Below are 14,505 nucleotides of genomic sequence, written 5' to 3' on the forward strand. Positions count from 1 at the left end.
GAGACACCCTTTGATCATCCTTGACATAGGCAGGTTTCGTGCCATGGGAAGGCGAAGAACGCGCACGCCGTGAATCCATTCATCTTCTTAATTTTCCTTTAGAAAAAGTTTCATTGGAGGCCTTCTCGGCTGCCTTGGGGACCCACGAGCACTGTCAAAGATTCTGACGCTTTTGCGCGTCTCACCTATTTTTCATTGTGATTCCCAATTATTGGTCTTTATCTCCTCTCTTCGAAAAAGAATTGCGCGAAACCCTTTCACGTCTTGTAGGGCCTGCGCGATTTTCTCGCCTGAGAAAATTTACTCCGCTTCGCTCCGAGCTCCATGGGCTATTGCGCAACACGCCGAGGGGAAGACGGCACGGCTTTTGACTATGCTGGAACACGACCGGAGCGCTCAGGCTTTCATTAGGCGAAGTTCAAACCCGAAAACTGAAAAGGGGTGTGTAACTCAAAGGTAAGGCTTCAAGTAGGGAGGGACGCACAGGAGGGAAATCTCGAAAGAAGAACGATTCAGAGACCGGCGCATTGTGTCCTCTTGAAGATGGAAACCACAACAACGAATACGCAGGGGGAACGAACGATGAGAAAAGGAGCGAAAAAAATCGTCGTCCTGGTCACAGGACTCTTTAGTGCTCTACCGGCATTGGTTTGGGCCGGAGGCGAAAAGGCCAGTCAATTGGTCGTCGTGGCCGATACCCGAGTCATCAGCAACGGTTTTGTCAAATACATCGCCGACCTTTACAACACCAACACCCTTCTTTTTGCCGTCTGGGCCGTGGTCCTGACCGCCGTGTACGGAGGTTTTTTAGGATTTTGCATGGATTTCCTCATGTCCCGCACCGGTTTGGATCTCAAGAGCCGTAAAATCATCGAGCACTAATCCGACCAAAGGAGGATCCCCATGGAATGGTTGTATCTCTACATGCCCATCGCAGGAATGGACATTCTATGGCCTGGGTTGGTCATCATTGGGTTTTCCGTAGGCGTCATCGGCGGATTTTTCGGCATGGGCGGCGCTTGGATGGTCACCCCCGGACTGAATATCTTGGGATTTCCCATGGCCTTCGCCATCGGAACGGATATCGCCCACATTGCAGGAAAATCCATGGTTTCCACCATGCGCCATTCCAAGTTCGGCAATGTGGATTACAAGCTTGGATTCGTCATGATCGTAGGAACCATGGTGGGTATCGAGTGCGGTGCTCAACTCATCATGTACTTGGAGCGTCTAGGGATCGTGGGCGGTGTGGTTCGTTGGGTATATGTCGCCTTTCTGGCCCTGATCGCTTGGTTGGTGTTCTATGACTTCTATAAGGCTGAGAAGAAGAAAAGGGCCGGCATTGTCGAGGGGGAAAAAGGCACAGAAGGCATCACCTGGTACAAGACTCTGCATAAAATTCGCATTCCCCCCATGGTGCACTTCAAAGCAGCCGGGTTTACCTGTTCTGCTTGGCTTCCCATCATGGTGAGTTTTGCCACGGGGGTTTTGGCGGGTTTCCTGGGAATCGGCGGCGGGCTCCTGCGCATGCCGGCACTGGTTTATCTCATCGGATGCCCCACCCATATCGCTGTCGGCACCGATCTCTTTGAAGTCATGATTTCAGGCCTTTACGGAGCCTTCACTTACAGTATGAAAGGACGCATCGAGCTGGTGGCCGTGTTTGTGATGCTGACGGGAGCTGCCATCGGGGCGCAAATCGGCACTGTGGCCACGAAATACGCCAAAGGATACGGGATTCGTATCCTTTTCGGCTGCGCCGTGCTGGCTTGCATGATCTCCATCATCCTCAAGCAATACGGCTTCTCAGCGTCCGCTGCGGTGGTGGTCCTTGGAGCCATCAGTGCCATCTCCCTCTATATCTGTGTCATCATGTTCAGAGGGGCGGCCCAAGAGCTTCGGGAAAAGAGGGCTCGAGAAGCGGCAGCCCAGTTCCATTAAATCGGCGCCACAAAACTCATGACGGACGCGCCAAAGCGCGTCCTGTCCTTGAGGTTCTCGGTCAATCCACCGAGGCCAGAAGCAGCGGCTTCGGGAGAGTCCTTGGGATGTCCAAGGTCGCCAGATGTGCTCATGGTGCAAGGAACTTCTCGGATGAGAATAAAAAATCGGAGGTTTCTTTATGAAACGGATTGTCTTTAGTCTCTTCTTGGTCATTGCGTCCATCGTATTCGTGACTTCCGCAAGCCAGGCCGCAGATGTGGCCCAAGGCAAGGTCCTTTCGGTGGACAAAGCCACCAACACGCTGACCATCGAGGAATTCGACACCCACAAGAGTCCGGAACATCCTTATGGCCGTTCCACGGGAGTGACGTCCGAGTACAAAATCGTCAAAGAAACCCTTATCGGCATCCCCCCGCAACCCGGGGACGTGATCCGAATCGCCTTCAAGATGCAAAACACGGAACGCGTCGCCGTGCGCATCATGAACGTGTCCAAACAAGATCTTCGGAAAAAGTAACCCTTACTTGCGAGCGGCACTTCGGCGAACTCTTGAATCGCCGAAGCCGCTCCCTAAAAAAGGAAAAACTTCACCAAAGGGCACGGCAACATCCGCCGAATCGTCTTGAAAAACGAAAGGTGCCCTCGTGCTTTACCGCCTCAAAGAGAACGATCCAAAACCAGGAGATCGATATGATGACCCGCAGACGACTTGTCATTCTCATTATGGATCTTTTGCTGCTCACCGAACTTGCCTTGAGCATGTACTGGAGCGCTCCTCATGGAAGAGCCATGGCCGACGTGTTTCTCAAAACCTATGTACCCATGGCTCTGATCACCGTGTTGGCGGCGTGGTTTCTTGTGCGGCGCTTTTGCGGGGTCGGATTGACCGACGGCGGAGAAAATTGATATGGCCTCTTCCCAGAGAGCTCGACCTTCGGTGTCTCACAGGCTCGGTATGATTGTTGGACTGGTTCTGGCCCTCAGCGTCCTCGACGGCATGGCCGACATCGTTCGAACCCCAAAACGGGAGATTCGCCTTTACCCGGGCATGGAAAAACCCGTGGCAGGGAAAACCGAGGCGGCCATCCCCGACATGCGGTGGCTCACCTACGAAACCACGGCTCCGGGCGTTTCCCTCCGCTTTCTCGAAGCGACGGGTCGGCTGTGGCGGGCGCGCATTGCCGTCGAACCCACAACCCCGGAAGGTTCCTATACACTCCGCGTGTTCTTGCACGGAGAAAAACCTGAAGAAGCCGCAGAAAATCCTTTGTATACGCTGCATGTGTTGGCCGATGCCCAGGCCTATCACGCTTCGCATCGATCCATTGTCCAACGGCATCTGGGCGTCAACCCCTGGGTTTTGGCCGCCTGCACCTTCCCGATTCTTGTCTTCTTCCTGTGGTTGTCCTATAAAGCGAGTCACCGGTCGGACCAAGAGTTGCGGCAACACGGCATGGCACCGATTTATCGAGCCCTTGAGAATAAGGACGGATCCGTGACGGTCTTTTTCGGCATGGGAAGCGCTGACGGCCTGGTTCCGGGGGATACCGTGAGGATCGTCGCCAACGACGGTCGAGTCTTGGGCGTGGCCCATGTGGAATCGGTCACTCTGAACGATGCACAAGCCCGCCTGGAAAAGGCGGAGCATCCTCCCGCCTCTCTTTACGCCTCACGTCGTTAGATGTTCCGCTGACCAAAACCCCATGAAAGAGTTCCACGCAGAGGAGCTTATGAAACTGGAAGAGATCATGACGCGCAAGCTGGAGTCCATCTCCTCGGACGCCACCGTTTATGAGGCCCTTGAGAAAATGGTCGACAAACGCATACGATCCCTGCTCGTGCGAGCGTCTGAACCTGCAGAAATGGATGGGGTCGTCACAGCCCGGGACGTGGTCTTCAAGGTCCTGGCCAAGGGGCTGAATCCCACGATGGTTCGCGTGGGGGACATCGCCTGTCGACCTTTGCGGTGCGTGTCCAAGGATGAAACCGTCCAGAATGTGGCCGCCCTCATGGAACAGACCAACGTGGCTCGGGTCTTCGTCTGCGACCAGGGAAAGCTCGTGGGTGTCGTGGCCCTCATGGACATCATGCAGGCGGCGCTCATTGACAGGGCAAGGAACGCTCATGTTTAAGAAGTGGATGCGCGGAGACCGCAAGGAGGACGCTGCCCTCACGGCCATGCGCGAGCATCTGCGGCTGATGTGCCTTGCCAACGAAGCCCTGGCCGATCTCATTCATCATGGGGAAAAATCGCGGGCGGAAACCATCTATGATCTGGAACGTGAAGGGGACGTGGTCAGGCGTCACGCTTTGTCCATCATCTTCGAAGGGGCCTTTCTGCCCTATCTCCGTCCGAGCCTGTGTCGTTTCGTGGAATTGGTGGACCAAGCTTTTGATACTGTGGAAGACACCGCCCGGCATTACGAGCGCATTTCCCTCCACGACTCCATTGTCGAAGAGTGTCGCACCGTGACCTCGCTGAACAGGCAAATGTGTGAAATCCTGGGGATCGCCTATCAACGGGCCATCCAAGGCCAAGATATTCGAGAACAGGTTTTGGCCATCCGCATTCTGGAAAAGCGAGTGGACGATCTCAAGGCGGAAATCTACCAAAAAATCCAAGACATTCCCGTCCCCGACTTCTGGCAGGGTAAGTTCTGCGCCGACTTTCTGGAAAGCCTCACCTCCTTCAGCGACCTCATCGAAGATGCCAGTGACGCCCTTTATGTGCTCACCGTGAGCTTCCGTTAGTCAGCCCGTGAAAGTGCGAGGCGGAAGCCATGTGGAGAATCTTTGGGGGGCTTTTCCTGGGATGGAGTCTAGGGGCCAACCATTCCGCGAACATCTTTGGAACAGCCGTGGCGGGTGGCCTTGTGCGCTACTCGCACGCCCTTTGGCTGACCGCCGCCTATGTGGTTTTAGGGGCGGTCGTGGAAGGGGCCAAATGCGTGAACACCTATGCCAAGTTGGCCGTTGTTCATGCCGATACCGCCTTTATCCTGACCACATCCACCGCCGTCACCCTGACGATGCTCACGCGAGCCGGCGTTCCGGCTTCCACATCCCAGGCCCTTGTGGGGGCCATCCTCGGGTGGTCTCTTCTGGACACATCCCCCGATTATTCCCAGCTGACCAAAATTGTGATCTGCTGGACCCTGACCCCGATCACTGCCCTGCTGTCCAGTAGGTTGTTGCATGGTGCCCTTGAAAAGATCATCGTGGACAAGATCACGTCCTTTTCGGCTCGAAACCGGCTCTATTTCGTGGCCGTGCTGCTGACGGGTTGCTATGCGGCCTACGGTTTGGGGGCCAACAGCCTGGCCAACGTGACGGGGGTCTACGTCACCTCGGGTCTTTTGGACATTCACCTCGGGGCATTGATCGGGGGTCTCAGCATTGCCGCGGGGGTCCTCACCTACAGCGGGCGCGTGATGATGACGGTGGGCAAAGGGATCGTGCCACTCGATCCCTTCTCTGCCATGGTCGTGGTATTCGCCGAAGCTGCCACGCTCCACCTTTTCACCCAGCTTGGAGTGCCCGTGTCGTCTTCACAGGCGGTGGTGGGCGCCGTTGTCGGTATTGGATTCGCCAAAGGGCTGCAAACCATCAACAGAGCCGTGGTGCTCAAAATCGGTTTCGGGTGGATTCTGACGCCCCTCTGCGCCGGAGCGCTGGCCTTCGGGGTCCACGCGCTTTTTATGCTCGAGGGAGTGGATTCATTGGAAAGCCTTTTCGCGAAGACACTTGCGTTCATAGGCCAATTCAATCTTCGGTAGAAGTTCCGTGAGTTTACAGGGTTTCATCACATAATCGAAAGCCCCCAGCTCCATGCCTTGAAGACCGGATTCCACCGAAGCGTGCCCGGTGAGTAGGATGACTTCCACGTCCGGCCAGCGCTTCTTAATTTCCTGAAGAACCTCAAGGCCGTTCATTCCCGGCATGCGCACATCTAAGATCACTACATCCACTGAGCGCTGCGAAAGAAACTCCAGGGCCTCCCGTCCCCCGGGAACGCCTTGGGCCTCAACCTGACGCTTCCCCAGACGTCGAACAAGGGTTTCCAGAAAGTCGGCTTCATCGTCCACGACCAGCACCCGGTAAGATGGGCGGTTCATAAACTCTACCTCCGCTCAACAGGTTCTCCGCGGTCTGGCTCTCCCTAGCTGACAGTAGAGGCCCCTGGGGCGTGCACCGGCAGGGTGATCACGAAGACGGCGCCCCCTTGAGTGCTATTGTGCACTTCAATATGCCCCCCAAGTTTTGTCATAATGCTGTGACAAATACTCAGCCCCAGTCCTGTCCCACCCCCAAGCTTCTTGGTGGTAAAGAACGGATCGAAAATCTTGTCCAAGATTTCGTGCGGAATGCCCGGTCCCGTGTCCCGAACTTCCGCCATCACGCATTGCCCGTCCTTGTCGAAATGGGTCCGAATATACACGTGTCCGTCCTTTTCCACGGCATCAATGGCATTATTGATCACGTTTAAGAGGACTTGCTGCACTTGGGCGCCATCGCTCATCACCTCAGGGACACCTTCCTCCAGCTCCATATGGATCTCGATGTTGCGATGACGGGCTTCGTTTTCAAGAAAAGTCAAAGTTTCCTGCACCACTTTGTTCAAGTTGACGGGATGCTGTATGGGCTCCATACGTCGAGCAAAACCGAGAAGCCGATGCGTCACGTTTCGAGCCCGATCCACATGTTGCTGAATCTTTCCAATGGCAGCCTCGAATTCTTTGAAGTTCTCACTCTTCTGGACATCCTCCTCCTCCAAAAGGTCCTGAATCCAGCCCGCCTTTTCCTGGATGACGGCCAGAGGGTTGTTGATCTCATGAGCGATGCCTGCCGCTAAACGGCCCAAGGCGGCCATCTTGCTCGTCTGCATAAGGTCTGCGTCCAAGAGGGCTTTCTGGCGGTCGGCTTCTTGAAGCTGGGCGATCATAAGGTTCACCACAAAAACGGCGCCAAGCACTACCGCGGAAACTCCGGCCGCCAGAAGGATCAGAGCCAGGGATCGAGTCTGAAGGACGGGAAGATATTCTTCCTGTGGATCTTCCATGACCACCAACATCCAGGGCACGGTGGTTAACCACGTGGCGCCGACAATCATGGTGCGATAGCCGATGTCTTGCGTGAGGATGCGGGTGCCGGCAAATTGAGGCAGAGCGAGAATCCCGGGGGTTTGCATCACATGACCGAGAAAGCGAGAGGACGTCTGCAACACGTTTTTTTCATTGACGAGAAAAGCGTCGCCGAATTCTCCCGTTTGCGCCGCCTTGACCATGGATTCAAAGAGATCGGTATTGATGGTCGCCCGAAGAATCCATAACCTTTCTCCTTCGCGACGCAGCACGGCAATGATGAAATGGGGAAAGTTCCGCACACCAAGGAACACATCGCTGACATACATGCCTTTAAGCCGAACCGATTGAAACCATTCAGAATCCTTGTAATTGACACCCTTGAGGGCATACGGGCCCGCATAAGCCACATGATTGCCTTGTTCGTCTATGACTCCTATGTCCACGTAATACTTGGAACGCCTCTGCATGAGGTCGAAGACTTCCTGAAGGTTTTCCTGCCGGCGAATTTGTTCAAAGGAGTGCGTATGGGCTACGGTGTAGAGCTGCGAGATACGCTCTTCAAAGAAGAGATCCAAGGCGTGCCGACGATCCTCCAATAGGGATCGCAAATTGTTCTCGACCCTGGATGTGTAGGCGCGATCAAATTGATGATACAGGCTCAAGCCGACGATGAAAAGTGGGATGAGAGAAAAGCTCAGCATGGAGGCAAGGAGTTTCATCCGGAGATTCGAGTACTTGTCGCTCATTGCCGTCGGTCCGTTGCCCATGAGGTGCTTTGCCGGAGAGGCTCACAGGAGAGCATGCGCAGCCCCCAACCGAGCGTACCTAGTGGTTAGGGGGCTGTCGTCTCATAATCGGTGGTCACCCGGCGAGAGCCGCGTGCTGTCGGTGTGGTTCCTTGAGATATCTCCTGGGATGATTACCCGGGCAGCGCCGTGATCAACGTGGGTGTTTTCACCATCTGGTACAACTGCCGCTTGCACAGCCGATATCTATCGAAATATATATGGGCGACTTCTCTCATCAGGACGTAGCCGATGGTCGGAGCCCATTGGATAATTTCCTCCAGCCCCTTGACGTTGACTTCAAAAAGCTGCGTGTCCTCCTGGCATATGGCCGTCAGCGTGTAGTTTTTCACGGGCATCAATGACGCCGTTCCGAAAATCTCTCCAGGACCCCGGGTTTCGAAGGCGATTCCAAAGGTATCACCGGGCTGATACTCTCTGAGGCTCACAAGACCCTTACTCACGATGAAAAACTTTTGGGCCGGCTCCCCATTCTTGTAAACCACATCCCCTTTTTTGTAGCTTTTCTTTTCGGTCACCTGGCCGATCTTTTCCAGTTCCGCCTCACCGAAAACCAAAAAGAAACTGCACCCCTTCAATTCATCGCTCTTTAACATGGCCCACCTCCTCACAGAGAACTGCACCCCTTCATTTGACCCCCGCACCCAAACCGGCCCGGAGTGTGCTTCGATCCCCAAAATGGTCGATCTTCGCTGCGACGGTTATCGTTCTTGACAGGCAAAATCCACACCAGGATGAGCGCCTCCGCCTATCCCTGCGGACACCGACGGGCAGAACCTCCGTTGCTGAGTGGAATGTCTCAAGCCGTGCATGGATCACTGTACGGACAAACATCGTGGACCGATGGCTTGACGAAGTGTAAAAAATTTTGACATCCTGCGGCCTTCCCCATGAAGTGCCCTGCGATAGATCTTGACAACTCCAGGTTTTTCGCCCCATGTGGACAACGATCACCAAAAGGTCTTCTTCGGGCAATAGAAACTGAACCAGTTTGGCCAGCGGGGGTGACAGCGTGCACAGGGACGACCGTTTCGTGCGATCAGAAAGGGTGGACGGGAAGCTTCAGGAGGTCCACGACAACACACTTCCATCCTATCGGAAACTCGTGGAACATCTTCCGGCTGTGGTCTATTGCGACTCCCAAAACGAGGACGGGCGCTCGTTCTATATCAGCCCCCAGCTCAAACAAATCCTGGCCGACCCTTCAGTGGTCCTTCGACAACCTCAGGAATTTTGGCATGCCTGCCTGCATCCCGAGGATAGGGACAGAATCCTCACCGAAAGGCGCCGAGCCCTGGCGGAGGGTCGTCCTTTGGCCTGTGAGTATCGGCTGATTGGTTCTGACGGCCAAATCCGATGGGTTCAGGACCAAGCCACGGTCGTCCAGGAAGCCGACGGCACAACACGGCTGCACGGCATTCTCTATGATATTACTGAGCGGAAGACGCTCGAACGATCCCTCTGCAATCGAGACACAATCCTCCAGGCTGTCGCCTACGCCGCCGAATACTTTCTTCTTCATTCCCGCCATGACGTGCCTATGGAAACGATCCTGGGCCGCTTCGGCGAGGCGGCCCAAGTCAGCCGGGTGTATGTCTTCGAAAATCACGAGGCCCCCGACGGTACCCTACTCACGAGCCAACGGTACGAATGGACGGCAGAAGGCATCGCTCCCCAAAAAGACAATCCGCACCTCCAAAATTACCCCATCATCACCGGAGGGTTTTCGCGATGGCTGGAGGCCTTTCTCCGAGGTGAGCCGATCTTCGGTCTCATCGAAGAATTTCCCCCCTCGGAAAGGCCTGTGCTCGAGGGGCAAGGCATTTTATCCCTTGTGGCGGCACCCATTTATGTAAACGGTGCTCTTTGGGGCTTTATGGGCTTCGACGATTGCATTGTCCCGAGACAATGGAGCGCCGTGGAAATCGACGCGCTGAAGACCGCTGCGCACCTCGTGGGCGCCATGGTTCAGAAAAAACGCTCGGAAGAACTCCTGGCTCAAGCCACACGGTTTCTGGAAGAAGAAGTTGCCAGGAAGACGGCCGAACTCAAGGAAGCCAACGCTCGCCTCTCAGAAGAACTCCTGCGCCGGCGCGAAGCTCAGGCCCTCCTTGCCGAATCGGAAAGAAGATATCGCGAACTTTACGAAAGAAGTCGCGACGGGTATGTCCGCACCGATTTTCACGGCGTCATTCTCGAGTGCAACCAGCCGTTTGCCGCCATGATGGGCTATGACCACCCCCAAGAAGTCGTGGGACTCGCCTGTCGACAGATGACCCCACCGCAGCGTTTTGATGCTGTGACCAAAACCATGCGTCGGCAACTGATAGCTCAAGGGTTTACCGACAAATTCGAAAAACAGTTGATCCGAAAAGACGGTTCCTTGCTGGATGTTGAAGTCCGCATGTATCTTCACAGGAACCCCGATGGAACACCCAGCTCCATCTGGACTTTCGTTCAGGACATCACCGAGAGGAAACTGGCGGAACGGGAACGGCTTAGAGCCCAAAAGCTGGAATCCCTAGGGCTTCTCGCCGGGGGTATTGCCCACGATTTCAACAACATCCTGACGGGCATTCTGGGACACATCTCCCTTATCAAACATGCCACCAAGGTCGGAGCGCCCATAGGTGACCGCTTGGACCATATGGAAAAAGCCTGTCTGAGAGCCCAGGAACTCACCCGGCAGTTGCTGACTTTTGCCAAAGGGGGCGCTCCGGTGAAGAAGACCGGCTCCTTGCAGGATCTGATCCGAGACTGCACCGAGTTTTCACTTCGCGGCACCACATCCCGCTGCCTTCTGGATTTGCCTGACGATTTGTGGCTCGTGGACTACGATGCCGCCCAAATCAGTCAGGTTATCCAAAACCTTGTCATCAACGCGCACCAGTCCATGCCGAGCGGTGGAACCGTGACCGTCACGGCCCGCAATGTGCTCCTTGAGGAAACCAATGAGATTTCCTTGCGCCCCGGCCGGTATGTCAAGGTGTCCGTGCGAGATGAAGGTGTGGGGATTCCCAAAGAGCACCTCGACGCGATCTTCGATCCTTACTTCACCACAAAAAAAGACGGAAGCGGCCTCGGCCTCCCGACCGCATACTCCATTGTCAAGCGGCACGATGGCCACATCACCATTCGTTCAACACCGGGCCGAGGGACAGAAGCGAGCTTTTACCTCCCGGCATCCGCCGGCGAGGTCCAAGACGCCTCGGCGCCGGAGCATGAGATGACGCTTGCCGGTGCAGGTCGTGTCCTGATCATGGACGATGACCCCATCGTCCGGGAAGTCCTTTCGGCCATGCTGGAACAGCTTGGCTTTGAAAGAGAGGTTACGGAAGAAGGGACAGAGGCTCTATCCCGGTACGAAAAAGCTCTCGCAGAGGGACGACCTTTTGATGCCGTGATCTTGGATCTCACGGTGCAGGGAGGCGTCGGCGGCCGGCAAATCATCGACAAACTCAAAGCCTTAGACCCCAACGTCCGTGCCATCGCCTCCAGCGGCTATTCCAACGATCCCGTCATGGCCAACCCGCAAGCCTTCGGGTTCGCCGGCGTTATCGCCAAACCTTACCGCATGGAAGATCTGGAATCGGCCCTGGCACAGGTCCTTCATCATCGGACAAAGGGAGCCGCTTAAAAGACACGATCACGAAGCCACGGTGGCTTCCACCCGAATGCCGTATTTTTCCATGCGGGCCAATAAGGTCGGCCGGGAAATCCCCAAGAGCTTGGCCGCTTGGGTCCGGTTCCCCTTGGTGACTTCCAAGGCCACCCGAATCACCCGGGCACTGAAGTCGTCCACCAAGGCGTCAAAGGGTCTTTCCAACACGCCGCGTTCGAGGCTCCGAAGAATCCACCGATCCAACCATGAAGCCGCCTCATCCAAACCCTCCGTCCCTTTGACCTGGACCGTTCCATTGCCCTCCTCGCCCACCACACGTTTCACATCGGCGCTTTCCACCGGGTAACCGCGATTGAAAATAAGGGCTTTGCGGATGACGTTCGCCAGCTGGCGCACGTTTCCCGGCCAGTCCAGGGTCGTGAGACAGTGCAGCGCATCTTCGGTGATCCCCGGATTGGGCACCCCCAATTCCGCGGCACAACGGCTCAGAAAATACTCCGCCAAAAGGGGAATATCCTCCCGACGGTCCCGCAGGGGGGGAGCGTCAGGGTGACCACATTGAGCCGGTAAAACAAATCGTCGCGAAAACGCCCTTCCGCCACCGCCTCTTCCAGGTTCCTGTTGGTCGCGGCAAGAATGCGCACATCCACGGGGATAGGACGCCGGCCGCCCAAGCGTTCGATACTGCGTTCCTGAAGCAGCCGCAGCAACTTGGCTTGGATACTCACCGGCATGTCGCCGATCTCATCCAAAAAGAGCGTGCCGTGGTGGGCCTGCTCCACCTTGCCCACCCGCCGGCTCACCGCTCCTGTAAAAGCACCCTTTTCGTACCCGAAGAGTTCACTTTCCAGGAGTGTCTCGGGAATCGCGACACAGTTGATGACCATAAACGGGCCATGAGCCCTATGGCTGTGCTGGTAGATCGCCCGAGCGACCAATTCCTTTCCGGTCCCCGATTCTCCGCGGATGAGGACCGTGGCGTCGGTCGCCGCCACCCGGCCAATGGCCTTGTAGACCTCCTGCATGGCCCGGCTCCGACCGATGAGGGCATCCTCTTGTGGCGATTCCGGCGGAGCGTCCAACGCCACTTTGTTCCGCATGAACCGGCCCTTAGGGCTTGGGAGACCAAATCCAACAAGGAGGGGATGTCGAAGGGTTTGAGCACGTAATCGAAGGCGCCCATTTTGGTCGCCTCAATCGCAGTTTCCGTGGTCCCGTAAGCCGTCATGATGATGACCGGCAGCTTGGGATCCATTTCCTTGATGACCTTGAAGGTCTCCAAACCGGACATGCCCGGCAGGCGCACGTCGAGCACCACCAAGTCCGGCAGGCATTCTTTAATGGCGGCCAGGCCCGCTTCCCCGGATCCAGCCATGCGCACCGAGTGCCCTTCCGTGCGCAGAATTTTTCCGAAACTCTGACGAAGCTGCGGATCGTCGTCCACAATCAGGATCTCAGCCACAACCCGCGCTCCTCACAGGGCAGACCCACGACGAAAGTCGTCCCTTGTCCCGGTTTAGAATGGACGTGAATCCACCCCTTGTGATCCTGAAGAATCCGTTTGGCGATGGCCAACCCTAAACCCGATCCGTCTTCCTTAGTGCTGAAAAACGGCTCGAAGATCCTCTCCCTGATCTGTTCTGGAATCCCCGGGCCGTTGTCCTTAATGCGCACGAGGACCACAAAGCCTTGATCGCCCATCATCCCCGATTCTTCCACAATGCGGATGTGCCCGCCCTCGCCCATGGCCTCACACGCGTTGAGCAGGAGATTGACCAGGACTTCCTTCATCTGGTCAGGATCCAAAGAGGTCTTTGGAAGCCGTCCCTGCCGCTCGACATCCACGCGCACCCCATAGGATTCCAACCGATGTCTGAGGAGCTGCAAAGCCATGTCCACCACATCGGAAAGGCTCACGGGCTGCATTTTGAGCTTCGGAGGACGGCTGAATTCCAAAAAGTTGCCGACAATGGTGTCAATATGGCCGATTTCTTCTGCAATGACCTCAAAGTCTTCGCGCTGCGTCGGAGCCAAATTCAAGCTCCTTTCCAAGGAAAAAAGCCGCATTTTCACCGACGTCAACGGATTTCGAATGCTGTGGGCCACACTGGCCGCGAGCTTCCCCACCATGGCCAGCTTCTCCGACTGGATGAGGTGCTCCCGACTTTCTTCCAGCTCCTCGTGCGCCCGGTCCACATCCTCTAAAAGGCTGTGCACCCGACGACTGAGAGCTTTGACCTCATCGCGTCTGTCGTCCTCGGGAAAGGCAAGTGGGGGCTTTTGCTGTTCAAAAGCCAAACGTCGGATCGGCTCCAGGATTTGCCCCCAAAGGATCATGGCCAAACTGACCCCAACCAGAAGCGCCACAGGTAAAGCGATCCAGGCAAGCTTGGTCAAATTTCGAGCTTTGAGCGCGTAAAGTTCTTGATTGACTGCAATCTGCTTCTCATGAAGGTTCTTGAACGTCTCGGCCAGCGCATGGATCTGATGGAATTGATCGCGGACCGTCCAATGCTGCTGCGCCCCCTCGTTCTTGCGTCCTTCTCGATAGAGCTGGATCACGCGATCCCGGCTATCCTGGAAACGTTCATAGGCCTTGGCGATCTCCTCCAAAATGCGACGGCCTTCTTCCATCCGAGTCCGGTCTCCGGCAGCCCCAAGCCAATAATGAAAGGCCATCTGGTGTTCGCGAAGCCGCGTCAACCACTGCTCATCGCCCGTCAGGTAGTAGTAGGTCACATAACCTTTTTGCATGACAAGGGAGCTGCCGAGTTTCTCCGCGGCCAGAAGTGCTTGAAGATCCCTTTTGACAACAGACTCCGTCAATTCCAAGGTGTGGGACGTGGTCCATATGGTGATGAGCGCCCCTGCGCAGTTGACGGCAACAAGGGCCGCCAAGAGAAGAAAAATTCGAGATCTTAAAGTCAATGTCGGCAGGCGCCGCATCTTTTCTTAAAGCCTCACTGTCCCGCAATGCCAACCTGAGACGATCGTCCCAGCCCGTCGTCGACCGCATCCTTGCAATGCGGTGGAGCTCAATGGCCGCTTG

General features: G+C 55.9%; 13 protein-coding genes and 1 pseudogene. 9 read left to right on the forward strand and 5 right to left on the reverse strand.

All coding sequences use genetic code 11. The features are described from left to right. Positions 1–582 precede the first annotated feature (582 nt). The 8 genes from ACZ5K9_RS03700 to ACZ5K9_RS03735 all read left to right on the forward strand — a co-directional run bounded on the left by ACZ5K9_RS03700 (position 583) and on the right by ACZ5K9_RS03735 (position 5,720). Positions 583–882, forward strand: a complete 300-nt coding sequence (locus ACZ5K9_RS03700) for a DVU0150 family protein (RefSeq protein WP_464273073.1) — start codon at positions 583–585, stop codon at positions 880–882. Between the two features lie 21 nt (positions 883–903). Next, positions 904–1,941, forward strand: coding sequence for a sulfite exporter TauE/SafE family protein (locus tag ACZ5K9_RS03705; RefSeq protein WP_464273074.1), 1,038 nt, complete (start codon positions 904–906; stop codon positions 1,939–1,941). 181 nt (positions 1,942–2,122) lie between these two features. Beyond that, positions 2,123–2,461 carry a hypothetical protein gene (locus tag ACZ5K9_RS03710; protein ID WP_464273075.1) on the forward strand — a complete coding sequence of 113 codons (339 nt, stop codon included), beginning with the start codon at positions 2,123–2,125 and terminating at the stop codon, positions 2,459–2,461. A gap of 173 nt (positions 2,462–2,634) precedes the next feature. Further along, on the forward strand, positions 2,635–2,850 hold the full coding sequence (locus ACZ5K9_RS03715) for a hypothetical protein (RefSeq protein WP_464273076.1): 216 nt from the start codon (positions 2,635–2,637) through the stop codon (positions 2,848–2,850). A gap of 49 nt (positions 2,851–2,899) precedes the next feature. Continuing rightward, the gene (locus ACZ5K9_RS03720) at positions 2,900–3,625 is read left to right on the forward strand and encodes a hypothetical protein (RefSeq protein ID WP_464273077.1); all 726 of its coding nucleotides are present in this window, start codon (positions 2,900–2,902) and stop codon (positions 3,623–3,625) included. A gap of 49 nt (positions 3,626–3,674) precedes the next feature. Next, on the forward strand, positions 3,675–4,076 hold the full coding sequence (locus ACZ5K9_RS03725; RefSeq protein WP_464273078.1) for a CBS domain-containing protein: 402 nt from the start codon (positions 3,675–3,677) through the stop codon (positions 4,074–4,076). Beyond that, positions 4,069–4,695 (forward strand): DUF47 family protein, encoded by a 627-nt coding sequence (locus ACZ5K9_RS03730; protein ID WP_464273079.1) that lies wholly within the window; start codon positions 4,069–4,071, stop codon positions 4,693–4,695. The genes ACZ5K9_RS03725 and ACZ5K9_RS03730 overlap by 8 nt, the downstream gene beginning before the upstream one ends. 29 nt (positions 4,696–4,724) lie before the next feature. Next, entirely contained in the window at positions 4,725–5,720 is a 996-nt protein-coding gene (locus ACZ5K9_RS03735; RefSeq protein ID WP_464273080.1) for an inorganic phosphate transporter, read from the forward strand. On the opposite strand, the gene ACZ5K9_RS03740 is transcribed toward ACZ5K9_RS03735, so the two are convergent. From ACZ5K9_RS03740 to ACZ5K9_RS03750, 3 genes are all read right to left on the reverse strand, one after another. Further along, positions 5,661–6,059, reverse strand: coding sequence for a response regulator (locus ACZ5K9_RS03740; RefSeq protein ID WP_464273081.1), 399 nt, complete (start codon positions 6,057–6,059; stop codon positions 5,661–5,663). The genes ACZ5K9_RS03735 and ACZ5K9_RS03740 overlap by 60 nt on opposite strands. A 44-nt stretch (positions 6,060–6,103) precedes the next feature. Continuing rightward, positions 6,104–7,774 (reverse strand): sensor histidine kinase, encoded by a 1,671-nt coding sequence (locus tag ACZ5K9_RS03745; RefSeq protein WP_464273082.1) that lies wholly within the window; start codon positions 7,772–7,774, stop codon positions 6,104–6,106. Between the two features lie 173 nt (positions 7,775–7,947). After that, the gene (locus tag ACZ5K9_RS03750; protein WP_464273083.1) at positions 7,948–8,430 is read right to left on the reverse strand and encodes a Crp/Fnr family transcriptional regulator; all 483 of its coding nucleotides are present in this window, start codon (positions 8,428–8,430) and stop codon (positions 7,948–7,950) included. Positions 8,431–8,867: 437 nt separating this feature from the next. On the opposite strand from ACZ5K9_RS03750, the gene ACZ5K9_RS03755 reads away from it, so the two are divergent. Next, positions 8,868–11,471, forward strand: a complete 2,604-nt coding sequence (locus tag ACZ5K9_RS03755; protein ID WP_464273084.1) for a PAS domain S-box protein — start codon at positions 8,868–8,870, stop codon at positions 11,469–11,471. A gap of 9 nt (positions 11,472–11,480) precedes the next feature. On the opposite strand, the pseudogene ACZ5K9_RS03760 reads toward ACZ5K9_RS03755, so the two are convergent. Both ACZ5K9_RS03760 and ACZ5K9_RS03765 read right to left on the reverse strand, forming a co-directional pair. Then, positions 11,481–12,918, reverse strand: a pseudogene (locus ACZ5K9_RS03760) (sigma-54-dependent transcriptional regulator). Beyond that, entirely contained in the window at positions 12,903–14,402 is a 1,500-nt protein-coding gene (locus ACZ5K9_RS03765; RefSeq protein WP_464273085.1) for an ATP-binding protein, read from the reverse strand. Before ACZ5K9_RS03765 ends, ACZ5K9_RS03760 begins: the two are co-directional and overlap by 16 nt. Positions 14,403–14,505: the final 103 nt, after the last annotated feature.

It is taken from the genome of Desulfosoma profundi (genome assembly GCF_055387865.1).